This window comes from Lacunimicrobium album, assembly GCF_052161635.1.
In the GTDB taxonomy this organism is placed as follows: Bacteria; Planctomycetota; Planctomycetia; order Planctomycetales; family Planctomycetaceae; genus SXPC01.
In genome coordinates this window covers 2720537-2741158 of the sequence record NZ_CP197413.1, presented here as the reverse complement: position 1 = coordinate 2741158, position 20622 = coordinate 2720537, and the positions used below count along the sequence as shown (strand labels likewise).

The window sequence follows — 20622 nt, the reverse complement described above, 5'->3', positions numbered from 1 at the left end:
CTTTTGAATTCAGGGCACAGCGAGTTTTGTAACTTGCTGTGCCCTATTTCGTTGAGAGTCCTTCTTCAACAGGATCACACTGGATGTTTAATAACGATCATGACGTTTGTGAGACTTAGGCAGATTAACCGTTTGGATGATTTTGCGTCTCATGGAAACCACGTTTTTCGACGGATGACGACATCGTTGAGACTGTCGCATGAACTTTGTGTCGTACGGTTTTAATGTGCCGCCTTGTCCGGATTGTCTTAATGATCTGAACGGAATGCTCACTAGTGTTCTGGGCGGAAGTCGTTACTGTTCCAAGACAACGGCACAAAAGAAAACAACATCACGTTGAGTCCGATGCGTCCATCAAAGCCAGGTCTGAGTGGTTTTCGTGTCGGCCAGCAGAAAATGGTGCGTCGTGGTCAACTTTTTATTTCATCCAACTGATTCGAAAACTCGCGATGGTGACTCACCAAGCGACGCTGTGCGTATCAGCACAAAAGCGGTCGAGTCGTTGCAGTCGATTGCCGTGCCTCAGTTGCTGTCACGTTGCCTGGGGAATCGCGAACTTGCTCGACGACTCATCGAGCGTTTCCAGATCAGTACCAGCGAACTTGAGATCAAGATTGAAAAGGCCCTCTCCGAGCTTCAACTCGAAGAGGCGAGTCTACTTGCGCACCGTCTGAAAGGTGAGGCAGCCAATCTGGGAGCAAATCTGATTCGCGAGAACTCGGCATCGATTGAAGATGCCTGTCGTGAATCGCAGCTGCCGATTGCCATTGGTGCCCTCGCGGACCTCAAACAAAACAACAAGCTGCTACAAGAACAACTGCCCGACCTGATTCAGAGAGTCGCCACCAGCGAACCAGACCCGAAGCTCTCCTGCCTTCCAAAGCGACAGCCACGATGAAAATCCTTATCGCAGACGACGATCCCAATACCATCGATATGCTGACCAACACGTTGGAAGCGTTTGGCTACGACGTGACATCAGCCTGTGATGGCATTGAAGCCTCGAGTCTGCTGCGTACCGGTGACTATCGCATTTTCATTTCTGACTGGCAGATGCCGGGTAAGACGGGGCTCGAACTCTGTAAAGAAATTCGTGATCGTGGACTTGATAACTATATTTACGTCATTCTGTTGACATCTTTTTCATCCATGGAAGGTGTCGTCCAGGGCCTGGAATCCGGTGCGGATGACTTCCTGACCAAGCCATTCAATCCCGCGGAACTGATTGTTCGGATTCGAGCTGGCGAGCGGATCATCAGTCTGGAAAGTCGCGAGATGACGATCTTCTCGCTCGCGAAGCTGGCGGAATCGCGTGATAAAGAAACGGGCGATCACCTCGAGCGGATTCGTACTTACGTGAAGATCCTTGCTGAAGAACTGTCCAAGCAAGTCGAGTTTCACGACATCATTGACGGCGAGTACGTAAAGCTGTTGTATTTGACCAGCCCATTGCACGATATTGGCAAGGTCGCGATTGCTGACTCCGTTCTTCTCAAGCCAGGTCGCCTGACGACAGAAGAGTTTGAGGTCATGAAAACTCACACGACGCTTGGTGCTCAGACGTTGGCCGAAGTAGCGACCTGCTACCCTTCTGCTGGTTATTTGAAAATGGCGATCGACATCGCGCTGACCCACCATGAGCGGTATGACGGGAAAGGCTATCCCAACCGCCTCGTTGGTGATGAGATTCCGCTGTGTGGCCGCATCACTGCTGTTGCGGACGTCTATGACGCGCTCACGAGTGTTCGCGTTTACAAAGACGCCTATAGCCACGAAACCGCCGTCGAAATTATTACGCGTGATAGCGGGACTCACTTCGATCCACGCATCGTGCGTGCATTTCTTAGTTGTCAGGATCGCTTTTTGGAAATCAAAAACCAGTTGAATTGTGAAACAAGCCGCACTGTGATGGCTTAATCTTTTGGCATACGGACGAGCAAGTCATGACGCAGTGATCTTGGTTGACGCTTTGGGTAAGAAACGAAAACGGGTGAGCAAGAAAATTACGCTCATCTGGTCTGTGTCAGATTCCATGCTGGTCTGCTGACCAATCGATCAGAACGAGATGCCCTCCTCTTCTGCGGGTGTCCACTTTGTTCCACAACTACCAATGGGACTTGCGCCTGGAGAACGATTCTGGGCACGATAGTGTTTGCCAGAATGGCAAGAAAATACAATTGCATCTTTGACTCGCAGTCAGCGATACCCATCGTTATATTGGCAATGTTTAATGGATGTCTTTGGGATTCTCATCACGTCTCGGTGATGACGTTACTTTGTCTGGAAGAGCTGAATGATGCGTCTTATTGTCGTTTTCCTGCTTTTGGTGTCTGCGAATCAGTTGTTTGCCAAGCAGCCGAATATCGTTGTGTTTCTGTCTGACGATCATACGCTGCGTGACTCGTCGGTTTACGGATCGCCAGATATCAAGACGCCGAATATGGCGAGGCTGGCTGCGGATGGAATGACGTTCGATCAGGCGTACGTTGCTTCACCATCGTGTGCGCCGAGTCGTGCGGCTATGTTGACGGGCATGTACCCGGCGAAGAATGGTGCCGAGCCGAATCATTCGCGACCTCGAGCCGACATTAAAAAACTTCCTGCCTATCTGCATGCGTTGGGATACGAAGTTGTCTCGTTTGGAAAAGTCGGGCATTACAAACAAACGACCGAGTACGGGTTCGATATCGCACGTCACTTCAACTATCACGAAGACACTGCTGTTCCCGAGGCTTTGAAGTGGCTTCAAGGACGAACCAGTGACAAGCCTCTCTGCCTGTTTGTCGGGACCAACTGGCCTCACGTCCCCTGGCCGAAAGAGGCTGGTGATCTCGACCCATCGTCTCTCAAGATGCCGCCGAATCACGTTGACAATGAAACGACTCGAGGCTGGCGTGCCCGCTACGTCGCTGCGGTCAAGAACATGGATGATGAGCTGGGGCAGGTCTATGATCTTGCCAGAGAAAAGCTGGGCGAAGATGTCGCCTTTCTGCATACCAGCGATCATGGTGCTCAGTGGCCATTCGGGAAATGGAATCTTTATGACGACGGGATTCGCACGCCGTTGATTGTGAGTTGGAAAGGACATATTCAGCCAGGCAGTCGCACGTCGGCGATGGTTTCCTGGATTGATATCCTGCCGACGCTCGTCGAGATGGCTGGAGGTCAGGCGGGAGATCAGATCGATGGACGCTCTTTCCTGCCCGTGCTACTTGGAAAGACGCAGACGCATCGTGATCAGATCCTGACGACACACAGTGGCGACGGCGACTTCAATGTCTACCCGATTCGATCGATCAAGACCGCTGATGGTTGGAAATATATTCGCAATCTTCATCCCGAGTTTCTTTATACGACACACGTCACGAAGAACGCCGACGACAGCGGTTACTGGGAAAGCTGGCTGACTTCTGCGATGGACGATCCTCGCGCCAAGCATCTGGTGAAGGCTTATCAGGAACGTCCTGCTGACGAGCTTTACAACTTGTCCGAGGATCCGTGGGAACAAAAGAACCTGGCAAAAGAAGGGGCTCATGCAGATCGTCTGGTCTCGATGCAAAAGCAGCTTGATCAATGGATGACCCAGACGAAAGATCCCAAACAGATTTTTGGAACGCCCAAGAAGATTGCCAAGTCATCGAAGCCGAACATCATCGTCGTCCTTATTGATGACATGGGATGGTCGGACTTGTCCTGCTTTGGAGGTGATGCCGTCAAGACTGAGAATATTGATCGGCTCGCTTCTGAGGGAATCAAGTTCACGCAGTTTTATGTCAATTCACCGATCTGCTCACCATCGCGTGTTGCGCTCGCGACGGGTCAATATCCTCAGCGATGGCGGATCACTTCCTTTCTCAATAATCGAAAAAGCAATAACACGCGGGGGATGGCTCAATGGCTGCCTGTGGCTGCTCCTGTGATCGCCAAGTCATTCCAGCAAAGCGGCTATGCAACGGGCCACTTTGGCAAATGGCATATGGGGGGGCAGCGAGATGTCCATAATGCTCCGCCGATTCTGAACTATGGCTTTGATCGCAGCCTGACGAACTTTGAGGGCAAAGGGCCCAAACTGCTGCCGTTGACTCTGACACCTGATTCCACCGAGCCAGGACGCATCTGGGAAGACGCCGTCAATATTGGCGGTCCTGTCACATGGATGCAGCGTTCAGAAATTACCTCTGGTTTCGTCAACAACGCGATCGAATTTATCGACGAGGCTCAGGCCCTTGATCGACCTTTCTATGTGAACGTCTGGCCGGATGATGTTCACTCGCCGTTCTTCCCGCCTGTTGCGCGTTGGGGGAAAAATAAGCGTGCGTTGTATCAATCGGTCCTCGACACGATGGATGAGCAACTGGCACCGTTATTTGATCGAATTCGAAATGACGAACAGCTTCGCGACAATACCTTCATCGTCTGCTGTTCTGACAATGGTCCAGAAGCGGGGGCTGGGATGAGTGCAGAGCTTCGTGGCAGCAAGGGATGGTTGTATGAAGGCGGAATTCGTTCTTCGCTGATCACCTGGGGACCTGGCATGATGGCTGAAGGGGCGGCCGGCAAGACGAATGATACTTCTGTTTTCAGTTCGATCGACATCAATCGGTCGCTGTACTCGATCGCCAACATTGCGATCCCGAGTGATCAGGCTCTTGATGGCGAAGATGTCAGTGATGTGCTGACTGGCAAGTCGTCTGGAAGCCGGCGTGCACCGATCTTCTTTCGTCGCCCTCCTGACCGTCCCGGAGAGAAAGGGAACGACAACCCGGACCTAGCGGTCAGAGACGGTCAATGGAAGTACACGATCAATTACGATGGCAGCGAGCCCCAGTTGTTTGATCTGCTGGCTGACCCGCAGGAAACGAAGAACGTCGTTGAGAATCATGCGGATGTCGCTGCTCGGCTCAAAGCGGCTGTGTTTGCATGGAACAAGACGCTGCCAGCGGATGCAGGAGATCCAGGCTACTCTCCCGATGAGGCGAAGTCTCGTCAAGGGAGTGAATGAGTTGTTGGCGTCAGGCGCGATCAAGCGATCGGATTAAATCCGCGACACGATGAAATAAGCCACCGCTCCCAGCAGTGCGCCGCACGGGACGGTGCTCACCCACGCCAGCAGGACTTCGCCGATCTTCTTCCAATGGGCTTTCCTTGTCGTCAAGCCCATACCGATGAGGGATCCGACGCTGACGTGGGTCGTACTGACGGGGAGGCTGTGAAGGCTGGCAGTTGTTACCAGACCTGCGGTGACCAGCGAGGCAGCGAAGCCCTGGCCTGGATTCATCGCAGTGATTTTTTTGCCGAGAGTTTCCGCCACATTATCGGCATCAAGAAGGGCGCCGATGGCGATCGTGACGGCAATGATTCCGAACGCCCAGTGAAGCGAAAGTCCGGGGACTGCGACCATGAGAGCGACCATTTTCGGAGTGTCGTTAAGACCACGGGCAAAGCTGGCAGCGCCGGCACTGAGGAAGTGAAGAACATCGAGTGTGCGTGTGCGATGATCAGGGGCGAGTCTAAGGACGCGAAGGGTGAGGTAGGCAATCGCGCCGAGAAAGGCTGCAACGACGGGGCTGAAGAAGAGCGGATACAGAAATGCCTTGCCCAGGGCCGCGAATTGAATGTTGGTCCCGCTGCCAGCCAGTCCGGCTCCGACGATGGCGCCGACGAGCGCATGGGTTGTCGAGACGGGAAAGCCGAGGCGTGTGGCGAGGAAACTTGTCAATGCGCCGCCAACTGCAACGGCACAGGTGAAGTGAGGCGAGTCGGCCAGGGTATCGGGAACAATGCCTTTGCCGCCGAATGACTTGATGAGGTCACCTGCCAGAAAAGCAGCTGCAATTGATCCAGCGAATGTCGTCGCTGTTCCCCACAGGAGTGCCTGACGCAGTGTTGTTATGCCGCTGCCATACAGGGACGCCACGCCTTTGAAGTTGGCGTTGGCGCCGTTGGTGAATGCGACACAAGCAGCGGCGATAAAGAGGAGGACAACGATCATGACTCTTGGCTCACTTGGCGATGTTTTCTTTCAACTCAGCCGGATACTGCTTGAGCGAAGCGTATTCTTTCCATGAGCCTTCATAGAGTCGGACGTTGGGATACTTGGCGACATGCTTGAGGTAGAAGCGGAGGAGACTCCCTTCGCGAGAAGTGCCACAGTAGACGATGATTTGCTTGTCTGGAGTCACGCCTGCTGCTTCGAGCGATGCTTTCGTTTCGGAGTAAGGGCGGAACTTGTGTGTGTTCTCATCTTCCATCAACCTGGCCCAGTGGAAGCTGATGGCGCCGGGGATATGTCCTTTGCGAACCCAGATATCATCGTCGCCGAGATACTCATTGTGAGGACGGGCATCGACGAGTACGAAGTCTGGCTTGTCTTTATTCGCGAGGACATCTTCCAAGGTGAAGGCAATTTCCGGCGCAGTCTTTTCTGGAAGATGGCCAGGAGGATTACCGAAGTATTCCTGTGTCACCGGCAGCTTTTCAGCCTTCCATTCCGGGATCCCGCCATCGACGATGCGAATGTCTTTAACGCCGTATTTCTCTAAAACGAATGCCACCATACTGGCGCTGAGAATTTCGTCGTTAGGGAGCTTTTCGCCCGTTGCATAGAGGATGTGCGTCCGATCTTTATCGACGCCCGCGCGGAGCAGCAGGGCTTTCGTGATGTCGTCTGGCAGGTACTGAACTGGAACGCCCTGGTCAGTGCCGCGAAGCGTGTCGAAATTCAGATGATGAGCCGTTGGGAGATGGCCACGAAAGTAGTCTTTGTAGCCGCCGCGAGTATCGATGACGAGAGGACGTTTGGACGGCTCGGTTGACTCGATGAGTTCGTAGGCGTCTTGAGGTGAGATGATATTGATGTCAGCTGCGAATATTCCGCTGGAAGGAAGAACAAGCAACGCGACGAAAAATGCTCTGCTCAAACTCTTGGACGACTTCAACATCACCATTCCGCTGATCCTTCGCATGACTATGAGAATTCTGGTCTTTCTCTCGCGAGATCGACATTCTCATGTTACTACGAATATGAGAGTCTTCCCAGCGTACATGTGTACTTCTTCGTAAGTGCTTTTGAAAAGCATAGTACGGCCGGCGTTTTAGCGCGACTTATAGCTGGCGAGCAGTTTGCGGATTTCCGAAGGTTCGGCGGGCTTGGTCAGGTGGTGATCGAAGCCGGCTTCCTTGGTGCGTTTTTTGTCTTCATCCTGTCCCCAGCCGGTGAGAGCCACAAGCAGGATGTCTTTGCCCCAGGCTTGTTGACGCATCTGGCGTGCGGCTTCGTAGCCATTGAGTCGGGGCATGCCGATGTCCATGAGAACGACGTGAGGTTGGAACTCGGCGGCTGTCTGGACTGCTTCCAATCCATCGTGAGCGATTCTGACTTCCTGGCCGAACATCTTGACGACCATGGCGAGCATCGTCGCTGCGGATTTGTTGTCGTCGACGACGAGCACGCGTCGGCTGTCTTCGATCGATTGTTCTTCCGTTTTACGGGCCTTCTCGTTCTCGCTGGAAGGTCCAGCCAAGACAGGGAGAATGATGCGAAACGTACTTCCCTTGTGCTCGCCTTCGCTTGTGACTTCGACTTCACCATCGTGCATTTCGACGAGGCGTTTCACGAGCGTCAGGCCGATGCCCAGGCCGCTGTTTGTCTGTTCGACGGAGCGTTCAATCTGAGTGAACATGTCGAAGATGCGATCCTGCATGTCGAGCGGAATGCCAGTGCCGTTATCGGTGACCGAAAGGAAGACATTCTGACCTTCCTGGTCTGCAGCGATTTTGATCTTACCGCCGGGCGGCGTGTAGCGGATGGCGTTGGTCAAAAGGTTAGAGAGGATCTGTGTGAGGCGGGTTGGATCACCAAAAAGGTGGATTTCGTCGGAAGGCAGAGTAATGGTGAGATGATGGCCGAACTGCTGGACTTCAGCGCGAGTGGCTTCGACTGCGCTTTTGACGATGGCAGCGAGTTCGACGCGTTCTTTTCTCAGCGTGACTTTGCCACTGGTAATGCGGGACATATCCAGCAAATCGTCGACGAGTCGGACAAGCTGCTGAGTCTGCTCTTCCATTGAAAGACGGACAGATTCAAACATGACCTGGTCATCCCCTGCCATGCGCAGGAGTTCGAGACCAGTGCGGATGGGCGCGAGCGGGTTGCGGAGTTCATGCGCTAGAGTGGCGAGAAACTCATCTTTGCGACGGTTAGCGTTCGACAAGTCTGCAGCGACTCTGCGGAGATCGTCTTCCATTTCTTTTTGTCTGGTTTGATCTCGCATCACTTTCATGAAGCCGATCAATCGTCCCGACTCATCGCGAAGGGATTTTGTGATCCCGGACGCAAAGAACCGACGTTTGTCCTTTCGCATCATCCATCGATCATCATTAGCCGTTCCGGAATCTTTGGCGGTCTGCAATTCAGCGTCAGCGACGCCTTGGGCGATATCTTCGGGAGTGAAGATCGTCGTCGTGATGTCGATATTGAGAAACTCTTTCTCCTCAAATCCCAGGACGTGACGAACCCCTTCGTTCCAACTGGTAGGGCGACCGTTTACATCGGTCAGAAAGATGGCGTAATCTTCGACTTGAGCGATCAAATCGCGGAAGCGTTGTTCGTTTTCAAGCAGGGCGGCTTCGGCACGTTTGCGTTCCGTCAGGTCGATTCCCTGAGTCAGAACACCGGTGATCTGACCCTCTGCGTTGCGAAGTGCCTGATAAACAAAATCGACGTAGCGGATTTCATTTGGCAGGTCGGAGGCCCGCTGAAGATCGACACGCATGTTCGTGCCGAGAAATGCTTCACCAGTCGCATAGACTCGATCAAGAAGTTCGATAAAGCCCTGTTCGCGAATTTCTGGCAGGGCGTCGTAGACTGTTTTGCCAGCGATGTCCCGATGGCCGACGAGACTCATGTATTGATGGTTTGCCCTCTCGAAAACATGGTCCGGGCCGCTTGTGACGCACATGAACGAGGGGGCATGCTGGAAGACCAAATCAAGGCGTTCGCGCTCATGATCGACCAGTTTCAGCAAACGTTCCCGTTCCAGTTCGCCTTTGATTTGGTCAGTGACGTTGTTAAACAGGACGGCAACTTGACGGCTTTCTGGCCCGCCAACACGAAATGCATACAGGTTAAACCACTTCTGCATGATCGTCGCTTCGTTGGTGAAACGGATCGGTTCACCAGTCGTTGCGACTTTGCCGTAAATCTCGAACCAGCTGTCGTCGTGATCGGGAATCAGATCACGCATCCGCTGACCGGCCGCATTGTGAAGTCCGGTATGTTTTTCAAACGCCTGATTCACTTCCAGGAACAGATAATCGGCAGGACGACCATCCTCGTCGAAAATCATTTCGATGATGCAATAGCCTTCATCCATCGATTCAAACAGACTTCGATATCGTTCTTCCTTTTGCTTGATGATGTGTTCTGTGAGTTTGCGCTCCGTCAGGTCGAGCATGGACCCGATCATGCGGAGAGGTCGGCCGTCGTGATCACGAAGAATCCGTCCCCGGTCGAGGACTTCCGAGGAACTTCCGTCTGCATTCAGAAAGCGGTATTCGTCGGACCAGAACTCTTCGGTCCCGTCGATGACTTCATGGATATTATGGACGATGCGATCGCGATCATCCGGATGAATGTGATTGACCCACCAGACTGCATCGGGATCGACATCTTCGGATTTGTAGCCGAAGCGTGAACGAATGCCCTGATTCCAGAGGACATGGTTCGTGACGAGATCCCAGTCCCAGATGGCGTCGTTGGCGACTTCGCCGATCAGTCGATAGCGTTCTTCGCTTTCATGAAGTGCGCGTTCAGCTTTTTTCTGTTCGGTCACATCACGGAAGACAAGAACGGCTCCGATGAGCTGCCCGTTGGAATCGCGGATAGGAGCAGCGCTATCGTCAATTGGTCGCTCGGTTCCGTCTCTGGCGATCAGTAGAGTGTGATTAGCAAGGCCGACAATGATTCCCTCGCGGAGAACTCGCTCCATCGGATTGGCAACAGGTTGTCGCGAGTGTTCATTGATAATGGGAAAGATCGACGTCAGCGGCTGATTCAAGGCATCATTCAAGGACCAGCCGGTGAGTGCTTGGGCAACGGCATTGAGGAAGGTCACCCTGCCCTGCACGTCGGTCGTGATGACGGCATCGCCGATGCTCTCCAGTGTCACGCCCAGGAGGTCTCGTTCTCGCTGGAGATCGTGTTCAGCCTGCCAGCGCTGGAGAATCAGTTCCGCCTGGTGGGAGGCGTTCTGTAAAAGAAGTCGCTCGGTGTCTGCGGGGAAATTGGACCGTTGAGAAAAGGCGGTGATCGAACCGCTGATCGGACCATCGCCGAAACGGACAACGGTGGCATGAAGAGAACGACCGATGAGTGGATGATCGAAACGAAACGTCGATCCGTCTGAGCTCGACGTGAGTTTCCCGTCGATCTCCTTCTGGAGAGTCGTCTCGTCCTTCGGGGCGAGAGCCTGACCGAGGGTGCGGATGACGTGAATCGGATCATGACCAGAATGACGGCGCAGCACGACGCTGACCAGATCGAGATCGATCGCCTTGATCATCGCATCTGCCAGGCTCGCTGCGAGCTGGTCGGGTTCGAGACTACCCCACTGCGAGGAGAGATCGGAGAGTCGAACAAGTTCCTCAAGGACGTGCTTGAGGTGCTTGTTCTCGTTTTCTAGCTCTTGTATGGACTTCATAGTTTCTGTGTGACGCTGCGGATGGAGACCCGAAGGTCGCACTCTTTGGGCGTGCAAAATCGCCTGTCGAATCGTTGAGGATTAGAACAGGCGATTATTAAACGTGGTCCGTCCAATTGGAAGAGTTCAATTGGGGGAACAGCAGATTCGATCAGACGCAATGTGCGTATTGTCTCACATGCGGCAGATGAGAAGTTCGCGTTCGTAAATGAGCTCTTTGGGAAGGTGACTTTTCAGGTCGAGGAAAAGTTCCTCGTGGAGCAAAACCTCGCGTCTCCAGGCATCGCGATCAAAGCGTTGCAACTCGTCGAAACTCTCTTCCGGGAAGTCGAGACCGGTCCAGTCGATGTCATCGTAACCTGGAACCCAGCCGATGGGTGTTTCCTTGGCGACGCCGTGACCGTTGGCGCGATCAACGATCCACTTAAGGACGCGCATGTTTTCGCCGAAACCTGGCCAGAGGAATTTGCCGTCCTCGCCTTTGCGGAACCAGTTGACGTGGAAGATGCGGGGCGTTGTGCTCAATGTACGCTGCATCAAAAGCCAGTGTCGGAAGTAATCGCCCATGTTGTAGCCACAGAAAGGAAGCATCGCCATCGGGTCTCGTCGGACCTTGCCGATCGTACCGGCGGCTGCTGCGGTCATCTCGCTGCCCATCGTTGCGCCGATGTAGACTCCACAGCTCCAGTTGAAGGCCTGGTAAACGAGCGGCATCGTCGTCGAGCGACGACCGCCGAAGATGATGGCGCTGATCGGAACGCCTTCGGGCTTCTGCCAGTCGGGATCGATGGTCGGGCATTGAGACGCAGGTGCGGTGAAGCGAGAGTTGGGGTGAGCCGCTTTGGCGCCAGTCTGTTTGCCGATCTCGGGAGTCCAGGTTTTGCCTTGCCAGTCGATGGCTTGGGCTGGTGGCTCGTCGGTCATGCCTTCCCACCAGACGCTCCCATCGGGAGTCAGCGCGACGTTGGTAAAAATGGTGTTCTTGCGAAGCGACGCCATGGCGTTGGCGTTGGTCTTCGTACTCGTGCCAGGGGCGACTCCGAAGAAGCCCGCTTCCGGATTGATCGCATAGAGACGTCCATCGGGGCCTGGTTTGATCCAGGCGATGTCGTCACCCACCGTCCAGATTTTCCACCCTTTTTCGGAGAAGTTCTTGGGAGGAATCAGCATCGCGAAGTTGGTCTTCCCGCAGGCACTTGGAAAGGCGGCTGCGACATACGTCTTCTTGCCCGTCGGGTCTTCGACCCCCAGAATGAGCATGTGCTCAGCCATCCAGCCTTCGTCGCGGGCCATCGCGGAGGCGATCCGCAGCGCGAAGCATTTCTTGCCCAGTAGCGCGTTCCCGCCGTAACCAGAACCGTAGCTCCAGACCTCACGAGTCTCGGGAAAGTGGACGATGTACTTTTCCTCATTGCATGGCCAGGGGACATCCTTCTCACCCGGCTTGAGCGGAGCGCCGACGGTATGCATACAGGGGACGACGCGGATTTCCGATTCGTCGATCTTCTTGAAGACATCCGCTCCAATCCGGGCCATGATCCGCATGTTGACGACGACATACGGGGAATCGGTCAGCTGAACTCCGATCTTCGACATCGGAGAATCGAGTGGCCCCATGCTGAAAGCCAGGACATACATCGTCCGCCCCTTCATGCAGCCACTGAAGAGGCCGCGGAGCTTCTTTTTCATCTCGAATGGGTTGACCCAGTTATTGGTCTCTCCCGCCGCTTCTTTTGAGGCAGAGCAAATGTAGGTGCGGTCTTCGACGCGGGCGACATCATTGGCATCAGAACGAGCGAGATAACAGCCGGGCCATTTCTCCTGGTTTAGCTTGGTGAACGTGCCCGCTTCGACGAGCTGCTCGCAGAGTTGTTCGTATTCTTCCTGCGAACCATCGACCCAGTGGATCGCATCAGGTTTGCAAAGGGCGGCCATTTTTTTGACCCAGCGTTGCAGGTGGACGTTCTGGCTGAGTGGCGTTGTTGTATCGATCGACATAGTTCTTAGGTCTTTTTTATGTGATGCCCGCCAGTGAATGCTTCTGGTGAGGACGAGGTTGGAAATAGAAGTATTGAGGATACACTCATCGCGTCGAAATGTCTCTTCCGCCTTCCAGCAGATCAGCGTTCGCGATGCGGGATCGACGTGACTTGAAAACTATTGAATGACAGGAAAGTTGAAAGAAATGCGTGATTTGCGTCGTTAGGATAATACGCGGACTGTTCTCGTCAAAGTTTTAGGAGATCGGATCAACGTGACGGTATTTGATTGATGTGAGAAATCTGACCACAGAGTCGAGTGCTTGGTTGATCAGGAGTCCCAAAAAGAAAGTCGCTCTGATGGTTCGAGTTTTATGTTTGTTATTATTCAATCTCGGATCATCCGCCTGGGCGAGAGTGCCCGCCTCAAAACCAAATATCATCATGATACTTGTCGCCCTGCGTCAGGGAATCTGAAACTTATCCGTGCTGCCAGACAGAATGCCTGGGAACTTTTCGATGTCAGCAAGGATCGCACGGAGCAGCATAATCTTGCCAGCGAGCAGCCAGAGAAAGTCAAAGAACTGACCCAGCAATGGCGCGAGTGGGCTCAGCGGGTTCATGCCCTGCCGTTTCCGAAGAAAGCTCCGAAGGGGAATAAGCAGAATAAGAAGGCACAGAAATCCGTGAAGACAGAGTCAGTCGAAAGCTAAATCTGAAGTCATTCTGCGTTCAAAGGCAGTGAGTGCATCTCACTGCCTTTTTGTGCTTCATGAAACATCATTGCGGTGTTGGGTCTGATTGTCGCAGGTACTGCCAATGGAAAAGTCCTTTTGACTGCGACTCGATGGCGACTTCGTAGAAATGCTCGCTGCCTTCAATCGTCCGCAAGTTGGCTTGCTGAGGTGTAAGTTGCTCACTCATCGACTGGCTTAACAACTGAAAGCCAGGGATCGAATATCCCGCCGTCAGCAGATTGAAAGCAATCGCCAGGCTCGCCATCCAGATGCCAACCGTGTGAAATCGAACCGACGTCAAACGCTGGCGTAACAAGTCTGCGGCCAGGAGATAAGTGCAGGCCCAGAGTGTGAGCGCGATGATACGATAGCGCGTGTTATAAGGATGGCCTGAGCCGAACCCGCAGCGAGCCGAGGCAATGATGAACATCGTTCCGAGTTCGAAGAAGATCAGACAGATCAGCGTGGAATGCTTGCGCCAGTCTGATTTCCACAGGACAGTGCACATCAGGCACAGAAAGCTCACTCCTATGACATGCGTCATGGGATGCCCGAACTGGCTGAGAGGCGTGCCCATGAGGAGTACGATGTACTGGGCAAAGCGGTGTGGAATCATTAATCCCGTCAGAAGCGAGGGATGGTGTGGCGGCGAATGATAGCCCCAGAAATAAAGCCCCCAGACACACACGCAGAGTAGCAGGGGAAACGCAGCATTCGTTGTGACTGCCTGGCGAAAGCCTGACAATAGGCCTTTCTTCTCCGAGGTGATCGTCGAGTAAATCTCATATGTCGCCAGAATCGGAAAGACCAAGAGCCCGCAGGAGCTCGTGCAGACGGCAAGTATTCCAAAGACGGCGATCCAGAAGCGGGAGCGATTCCATGTCAGAAATGAAACCGCTGCGAAGGCATGCACGGTTAGGTTCTGTAGACCGAACATCGCGATCAGCATGTTGCTGCTATCCTGACAGACGAGAATCAGACACAGAACAGGGATCAACCAGAAATCTCTCAGTCCCTCTTTTCGCCCCAGATGAATGAGCACACCAGCCAGCAATAACAAGGAAGCATTCGCGATCACCGTCAATCCAGTGAACGAGACTTTGCCAAAGAGGAGCGCATTCAACCACGCCAGGAATCGCGTCAAGATGATGCGATGCTCGTTGTGAAGCTCAGTCAGTGAGAAGAATGCATTCCATCGGTTCTCGGGAAAGTAGCGATTGAGAAATCCGAGGATCGCATCGAAATCGTCGCTCGAGGGTGCATTGACGGTAAACTTGAGGAAGAACGCGAACAGGACAACGACCGGGATGCAGGCCATTAACCAGAAGAGAATTTGAAGGCTCAAGGGCAACGGTTTTGCGTTGACGACATCACGATGTTCAATCGCGTTACTCATGTGATTGGATCTCGACCGGATGTTGTTTCCTCCATTTGCTTCATCGCGGCAGGACGGCGCAGGTAGTCGCCGCGGCTGAAGTACTTTTCCAGCCAGACGTAGGCCACGATGAAGAAGTACCTGCTCCCCATCTCCCGGATCTTCAGTTTCGCAACGCCTGTTCTGCGGTTGCGCCAGGTAATGGGAATCGTCGTCCAGCGGTATCCGCGCACGATGGCTTTGAGTGGCAGTTCGACGGTCAGGTTAAAGTGAGGTGACAGGAACGGACGACAGCCATCCAGAGTCGTCTTGCGGTACGCCTTGAAGGCGTTGGTGGTGTCGTTGAGCTTGATACGAAAAATGGTCTTGATGAAGAAGTTCGCCATGCGGTTCAGGCGAAGCTTGATCCAGGGATAGTCGATCACACCACCCCCTTTGACGAAGCGACTTCCAAAGACACAGTCGAAATTCTCATTGAGCAGCTTCCAGTATCGCACGACGTCACGACAGTCATCGGATTCATCGGCCATCATGATGACGACGGCGTCCCCTTTGCAGTGATTAATCCCATAGACAATGGCGCGACCGAAGCCGTGGTCCTCGAGATTCTGTACGGGAGCAAGTTCTTTGATCTTCCCAGTGAGGTCCGTCAGGATCTGCCACGTCGCGTCCGTACTTCCGTCATCGACCACAACAATCTCATGAGGGATGCTGTTCATGCGAAGTTCAAGATGCAGATGCTCAACGGTCGACGCAATACAACCTTCTTCGTCACGAGCGGGAATAACAATCGAGAGTCTTGTCAGCTGAGGTCTGATCTGCTCGTCGTGTTCGTTTTTATGAGGGGTGCGAAGAGCCATGATGCGTTGAGGATTTTCTTGAAGGATCTGATCGCTGTGAGTCGTTACTAGTGACTGAGCAGAAGGTGATTCGGATGCTGGTCTGCGAAATCGGCGATTTGTTCGAGGACTTCACAGACAGGTGTCGAGACTTTCCAATCCCATGCTTGCTGTGCAAGGCGAGAATCGAGAACCATCCACGGGATGTCAAACGGACGATCCGGGTTCGGTGATCCTGCATTGCACGAATCTGCAAGCAATTTCGCGGTCGGTGAATCAGGATAACGTTGAGAGCACCATGACGTCAGTTGTGCCAGAGACATGGAGTTTTCAATACCACCAGAGATGTTGACAATCGACGGCTTATTCTCAGTCAGTCCTTCCTCGAACTGCAAGTTGAGAATTGGAACGAGATCACGCGGGTGCAGGCAGTCTCGAACCTGATAGCCCGAACCACCAAAGCCAAGATAGCGGAGTGGCTTGCCTTCGCGGAAACTATGAATCCAGTATGCGAAAATGCCCTGAGCCGGGTGTCCGAATTGTCCGGGGCCAGCCAATACGCCACAACGATTAATCCAGACAGGAAAGCCAAACGACAAGCCATACTCGATTGCTAAGTGCTCGCTGGCGAATTTGGAGCTGCCATAAAGTGAGACCGGCGGCGACGTGCTGTAGGATTCCGTCACTCCACTCGCTGAAATGCCTGCTGGAAAGTCCTGGTTTGAATCCGGGACGAAGGCATCTTCTTTAACCGTCATCTTCAGCTGCGCCAGTTTCGGAATGGAATAGACGCGACTGGTGGACAGCAAGGTGAAGGCTGCCGAGTGACGTTTGCAGTATTCCAGTAGATTGATCGTGCCGAAGAGGTTGTTTTCGATCAACTGTCGACTGCTTGTTTTTCCATCGACTCCCGCCAGAACACTCGGGTTCGCAGCGGCATCGATGACAACGTCCGCTTGAGGAAGTGAATCGACATCGCTGGCATTGCGGATATCGCCAGAAATGACAGAGATCCCCTGATCAAGCAGCCGGCGCCGGTTTGTCTCACTTCCGCCACGGCTGAAATTATCGATGCCGATAATCTGGGAGATACCACTTTGCCTGGCTAGCTCCATGGCCAGAGTCGACCCAACGAAACCGCAGATGCCCGTGATGAGAACTCTCATGCGATTCTGTCGACCTTGAGTCCGGTAAGATAGGAAATGAACGAGAGCGTTTATGTCTGGCGATGTTTCCAGGCCTGTGTGATTTGTGAGATTGTCTCTTCCAGGGAAACGGTAATGTTCCAGCCAGGATAGTGCTCGCGCATTTTTCGCAGATCACTATAATAACAGATGTGGTCGCCGATTCTATGTTCATCCACATAGGTGTACTGCATCGGCTGGCCGGAAAACTTCTCCGCTAACTGGAATGCTTCCAGGATACTGCAGCTGTTTGCGCGTCCGCCTCCAATGTTGTAGACCTCACCAGAGCGGGGAGACTCGATAAACGCAGCGATAAATCTTGCCACGTCTTCACTGTGAATGTTGTCACGAACCTGTTTGCCTTTGTACCCGTAGACGTTATAGGTCCTTCCTTCGAGGTTGCATTTCACCAGGTAACTGAGAAAGCCATGCAACTCGACCCCAGAATGATTCGGTCCAGTCAAACATCCGCCTCGCAGTGAGCAGGTCGGCATATTGAAGTATCGACCGTACTCCTGAACCATCACATCGGCTGCGACTTTTGAAGCTCCAAACAAAGAGTGTTTGGACTGATCGATGCTCATGCTTTCCGGGATCCCGGTCTGGTACTCCGGTGAGTCATATTCCCAGCGCGTTTCCAGTTCTTTGAGTGGAATGGAATTGGGACGATCGCCGTAAACTTTGTTCGTTGACATGTGTACGAACGGCGAACCCGGACAAGCGCGCCTCGCTGCTTCGAGAAGGTTCAGAGTGCCGACCGCATTCGTGTCGAAATCATCAAACGGAATCATCGCCGCACGATCATGGCTCGGCTGGGCGGCTGTATGGACAATTGCATCGGGACGCAGCGTCGCGATGAAATTCAGAATCTGATCGCGATTGCGGATGTCAATCTCATGGTGCTCGAATTCACGGATGGAATTAGCCAGTCGCTGCTGGTTCCAGCGGGTATCGCCTTGTGGACCAAAAAAGACGGCTCGTTGATTGTTGTCAATGCCGTGAATCTTCCAGCCAGCGGCAGCAAAATGCAGGCAGACCTCCGAGCCGATCAGGCCTGACGAGCCGGTGACTAGAAGCTGCTTCATACAGTGAGTTCATTAAGAATGTCGAGTTGATTCATGATCAAAATACCACACGTCCAATAGCTTAGTCCCCTGATGTAACGGACGCAATCAGCGATAGATTCTGCCGCGTCTCATCATTTGATTTTCAAGTGGATGATACTTGTTTGCATGAAAACGACGTCTTACCAGCAAAATAGCGCAAAGAATGCGCAGCGAAACCGCGTCCTCGAACAGTGATCTGTGAAAAACCTTGCACAAGTGCCGGATGATGTTTCGAGTGATTCGTATCTGATCGGTATAATCGAGATGTTATTTTGCGATCTCTCTGCTCGGAGTTCGACTGTCCAAAGACGATGGGAGGTATCCTCTGAACCCGCTGAATTCACTCGCGTTTTCTGCCAACGCCTGGCAGAACAATAATGATACGATCAAGATTGGTCTGGTTGGTTGTGGTGGCCGTGGGAACGGCGCCTGCGCACAGGCGCTATCAACGGAAGGCAACGTCGAACTCGTGGCGATGGGCGACTTGTTTCCCGATGCTCTCGAACCAGCTCTCAGCGGGATCAAAGCCGCTGTTAAAGAGAATCCGACCGCGAAGATTTCCGTCACACCAGAGACGATGTACAGCGGCTTCGATGCCTATAAGAAGGTCATCGATTCCGATGTCGATCTGGTCATCCTGACGACTCCTCCCGGATTTCGCCCGGTCCAGTATCAGTATGCTGTGGAGAAGGGCAAGCACGTCTTCATGGAGAAGCCGGTTGCTGTCGATGCAGCGGGGGTGAATCAGGTTCTCGCGACGACACGAATCGCCAAGGAGAAAGACCTCAAGGTCGGCGTCGGGCTGATGTATCACTACGATGCCCGCTTCGTCGACGTCATGAATCGTGTGCTCGACGGAGCCATCGGGGACATTCTCTTCTCTCGCGTTTATTACAACACAAGCGGTGTCTGGGAACCTCGACGTACCCGCGAGCAATGTAAGACCGAGATGGAGTATCAGACACGCAACTGGTACTACTATTGCTGGCTGTCTGGCGATCATATCGTCGAGCAGCACATTCATAACATTGACATCGGATGCTGGCTGAAAGGGATTCAATTCCCTGTCGAAGCGCAGGGGATGGGTGGACGTGCCGTTCGCACCGAAGCCCGCTATGGCGACATCTTCGATCACCATAACGTCGAGTTCACCTTCGCCGACGGATCCAAGATGTTCAGCGCCTGTAGACACGTTCCCAACTGCTGGAACACCTCGTCTGCCTACGCGACCGGGACCAAGGGGAATGCGACGATCTTCGCACCGAACTCTATCGAGACGTTTGCCGGCGAGAAGTACCGGGTTCCACGCGATGTGAAGAACAACCCTTATCAGGTTGAGCACGACGTCCTCTTCAAAGCGATTCGCGAAGGGCTTCCACATAACGAAGCCGAGATGGGCGCGATGAGTTCGATGACGACCATCCTCGGTCGTATGGCAACTTACTCAGGTCAGGTCGTCCGTATGGACGAAGCACTCGCGAGCAACTTCTCATTGCAGCCGAAGTCGTACGAGTTTGAAGCAGAAGCACCTGTTCTGCCAGATGCCAACGGCAATTACCCGATTCCAGTTCCTGGTATTTCTAAAGGATATTAAGCATGTCGATGAATCGAAGAGATATCCTCAAAGCCGCCCTGCCAGTCGGACTGGGAATGGCGATGGCACCAGAGCTCACGACTCGCGCGCAAGCAGCGAGCGTTGCAGTGGCAAACTCGGCAGCCCGTCGTCCGATCTACAAGTCTCTGAAGTGGGGCATGGTCGGCGAAGGCGGTAGCGTTCTGGAAAAATTCCAGATGCTGCTCGAACTCGGCTATGACGGCGTCGAACTCGATGCACCTGGCGGTCCTCCCAATGAAGAACTGATCGCGGCTTCGAAGCAGACGGGCCTGCCGATTCACGGCGTCGTGGATTCGACACATTGGAACAGCCGTGCCAGCGATCCAGATCCTGCTGTGCGGGAGAAATGCCGAGAAGACCTGATCACCGCCGTCAAGACATCGTCAGCGATCGGCGGGTCGTCGGTTCTGTTCGTGCCCGGTCACGGCAAAGATGGCAAATGGGATGAGATCAAGCCTCGCATTGATGAAGTGATCGTTCCTGTTCTGCCGTTAGCTGCCAAACTCGGAATCAGCATCCTGATTGAGAACGTCTGGAATCAGCTGTTCTACGATTCGGCTTCCGGTCCCGAGCAATCGGCTGAAGCTTATGCGGACTTCATTGATTCGTTCAACAGCCCATGGGTCGGTGCCTATTTTGACATCGGCAACCATCATAAGTATGGTCAGCCGGAAGCCTGGATTCGCCTGCTCGGCAAGCGAATCGTGAAGCTGGATGTCAAAGACTTCAGCCGCACCGAGAACAAGTTCGCCAGTCTGAAAAAGGGCACGATCAACTGGCCGGCTGTCCGTGAAGCCCTTGACGAAATCGGCTACACAGGCTGGTGCACCGCAGAAGTCGCAGGCGGAAAGCGAGATTACCTCGCTCAACTCCTGGCCGATATGAAAGAGATCCTGCCGAACTAGTTCGGTGCAGAGTTTGAGTCAAAAAAGAAAAGCGGCGGTCAGGATTTCCCTGCACCGTCGCTTTTTTATTGTCCGCACAACCGGGAGGGCGAACCTTCGTGTGATCCGTTTCTTTGCGATGCATCACTCCAACGGTGAGTTAACCGCTGATGGCCTCGCATGCCTTCGCCTTGAAGTTACCC

Annotated in this window: 14 protein-coding genes; 6 read left to right on the top strand and 8 right to left on the bottom strand. The window is 53.4% G+C overall.

The features are described 5' to 3' along the window. The first annotated feature begins 472 nt into the window (after positions 1–472). The 3 genes from SH248x_RS10925 (at position 473) to SH248x_RS10915 (ending at position 5002) form a co-directional block, all read left to right on the top strand. Positions 473–898: an Hpt domain-containing protein gene (locus tag SH248x_RS10925; RefSeq protein ID WP_459554305.1), complete on the top strand. Its 426-nt coding sequence runs from the start codon at positions 473–475 to the stop codon at positions 896–898. After that, complete coding sequence (locus SH248x_RS10920; RefSeq protein WP_459554304.1) at positions 895–1917, top strand: HD domain-containing phosphohydrolase; 1023 nt, start codon at positions 895–897, stop codon at positions 1915–1917. The genes SH248x_RS10925 and SH248x_RS10920 overlap by 4 nt, the downstream gene beginning before the upstream one ends. Positions 1918–2293: 376 nt before the next feature. Beyond that, positions 2294–5002 (top strand): alkaline phosphatase family protein, encoded by a 2709-nt coding sequence (locus tag SH248x_RS10915; RefSeq protein WP_459554303.1) that lies wholly within the window; start codon positions 2294–2296, stop codon positions 5000–5002. A 33-nt stretch (positions 5003–5035) separates the two neighbouring features. On the opposite strand, the gene SH248x_RS10910 is transcribed toward SH248x_RS10915, so the two are convergent. The 4 genes from SH248x_RS10910 to SH248x_RS10895 all read right to left on the bottom strand — a co-directional run bounded on the left by SH248x_RS10910 (position 5036) and on the right by SH248x_RS10895 (position 12698). Beyond that, positions 5036–5992 carry an inorganic phosphate transporter gene (locus SH248x_RS10910; RefSeq protein ID WP_459554302.1) on the bottom strand — a complete coding sequence of 319 codons (957 nt, stop codon included), beginning with the start codon at positions 5990–5992 and terminating at the stop codon, positions 5036–5038. Positions 5993–6002: 10 nt separating this feature from the next. Continuing rightward, positions 6003–6947, bottom strand: coding sequence for a sulfurtransferase (locus tag SH248x_RS10905; RefSeq protein WP_459554301.1), 945 nt, complete (start codon positions 6945–6947; stop codon positions 6003–6005). A gap of 147 nt (positions 6948–7094) precedes the next feature. Next, positions 7095–10700 carry a PAS domain-containing hybrid sensor histidine kinase/response regulator gene (locus SH248x_RS10900; RefSeq protein ID WP_459554300.1) on the bottom strand — a complete coding sequence of 1202 codons (3606 nt, stop codon included), beginning with the start codon at positions 10698–10700 and terminating at the stop codon, positions 7095–7097. A gap of 174 nt (positions 10701–10874) precedes the next feature. Then, the gene (locus SH248x_RS10895; RefSeq protein ID WP_459554299.1) at positions 10875–12698 is read right to left on the bottom strand and encodes a phosphoenolpyruvate carboxykinase (GTP); all 1824 of its coding nucleotides are present in this window, start codon (positions 12696–12698) and stop codon (positions 10875–10877) included. Between the two features lie 355 nt (positions 12699–13053). On the opposite strand from SH248x_RS10895, the gene SH248x_RS10890 reads away from it, so the two are divergent. Further along, the gene (locus SH248x_RS10890; RefSeq protein WP_459554298.1) at positions 13054–13392 is read left to right on the top strand and encodes a hypothetical protein; all 339 of its coding nucleotides are present in this window, start codon (positions 13054–13056) and stop codon (positions 13390–13392) included. 67 nt (positions 13393–13459) lie between these two features. On the opposite strand, the gene SH248x_RS10885 is transcribed toward SH248x_RS10890, so the two are convergent. The 4 genes from SH248x_RS10885 to SH248x_RS10870 are packed head-to-tail and all read right to left on the bottom strand — an operon-like array spanning position 13460 to position 17899. After that, positions 13460–14812 (bottom strand): hypothetical protein, encoded by a 1353-nt coding sequence (locus tag SH248x_RS10885; RefSeq protein WP_459554297.1) that lies wholly within the window; start codon positions 14810–14812, stop codon positions 13460–13462. Then, positions 14809–15651: a glycosyltransferase family 2 protein gene (locus tag SH248x_RS10880; protein ID WP_459554296.1), complete on the bottom strand. Its 843-nt coding sequence runs from the start codon at positions 15649–15651 to the stop codon at positions 14809–14811. The genes SH248x_RS10885 and SH248x_RS10880 overlap by 4 nt, the downstream gene beginning before the upstream one ends. Before the next feature lie 47 nt (positions 15652–15698). After that, on the bottom strand, positions 15699–16796 hold the full coding sequence (locus SH248x_RS10875) for a Rossmann-fold NAD(P)-binding domain-containing protein (RefSeq protein ID WP_459554295.1): 1098 nt from the start codon (positions 16794–16796) through the stop codon (positions 15699–15701). A gap of 50 nt (positions 16797–16846) precedes the next feature. Next, positions 16847–17899, bottom strand: coding sequence for an NAD-dependent epimerase/dehydratase family protein (locus SH248x_RS10870; protein WP_459554294.1), 1053 nt, complete (start codon positions 17897–17899; stop codon positions 16847–16849). 304 nt (positions 17900–18203) lie between these two features. Between SH248x_RS10870 and SH248x_RS10865 the strand changes: the two genes are divergently transcribed. Then, positions 18204–19514: a Gfo/Idh/MocA family protein gene (locus tag SH248x_RS10865; RefSeq protein ID WP_459558605.1), complete on the top strand. Its 1311-nt coding sequence runs from the start codon at positions 18204–18206 to the stop codon at positions 19512–19514. Between the two features lie 2 nt (positions 19515–19516). After that, positions 19517–20440, top strand: coding sequence for a sugar phosphate isomerase/epimerase family protein (locus tag SH248x_RS10860; protein ID WP_459554293.1), 924 nt, complete (start codon positions 19517–19519; stop codon positions 20438–20440). The last annotated feature ends 182 nt before the right edge of the window (positions 20441–20622 follow it).

Bases quoted from the DNA above. Each gene is read 5' to 3' on its own strand.
- SH248x_RS10920 (WP_459554304.1), top strand. From the start codon at position 895: ATGAAAATCCTTATCGCAGACGACGATCCCAATACCATCGATATGCTG.
- SH248x_RS10915 (WP_459554303.1), top strand. From the start codon at position 2,294: ATGATGCGTCTTATTGTCGTTTTCCTGCTTTTGGTGTCTGCGAATCAG.
- SH248x_RS10910 (WP_459554302.1), bottom strand. From the start codon at position 5,992: ATGATCGTTGTCCTCCTCTTTATCGCCGCTGCTTGTGTCGCATTCACC.
- SH248x_RS10905 (WP_459554301.1), bottom strand. From the start codon at position 6,947: ATGGTGATGTTGAAGTCGTCCAAGAGTTTGAGCAGAGCATTTTTCGTC.
- SH248x_RS10900 (WP_459554300.1), bottom strand. From the start codon at position 10,700: ATGAAGTCCATACAAGAGCTAGAAAACGAGAACAAGCACCTCAAGCAC.
- SH248x_RS10895 (WP_459554299.1), bottom strand. From the start codon at position 12,698: ATGTCGATCGATACAACAACGCCACTCAGCCAGAACGTCCACCTGCAA.
- SH248x_RS10890 (WP_459554298.1), top strand. From the start codon at position 13,054: ATGTTTGTTATTATTCAATCTCGGATCATCCGCCTGGGCGAGAGTGCC.
- SH248x_RS10885 (WP_459554297.1), bottom strand. From the start codon at position 14,812: ATGAGTAACGCGATTGAACATCGTGATGTCGTCAACGCAAAACCGTTG.
- SH248x_RS10880 (WP_459554296.1), bottom strand. From the start codon at position 15,651: ATGGCTCTTCGCACCCCTCATAAAAACGAACACGACGAGCAGATCAGA.
- SH248x_RS10875 (WP_459554295.1), bottom strand. From the start codon at position 16,796: ATGAGAGTTCTCATCACGGGCATCTGCGGTTTCGTTGGGTCGACTCTG.
- SH248x_RS10870 (WP_459554294.1), bottom strand. From the start codon at position 17,899: ATGAAGCAGCTTCTAGTCACCGGCTCGTCAGGCCTGATCGGCTCGGAG.
- SH248x_RS10860 (WP_459554293.1), top strand. From the start codon at position 19,517: ATGTCGATGAATCGAAGAGATATCCTCAAAGCCGCCCTGCCAGTCGGA.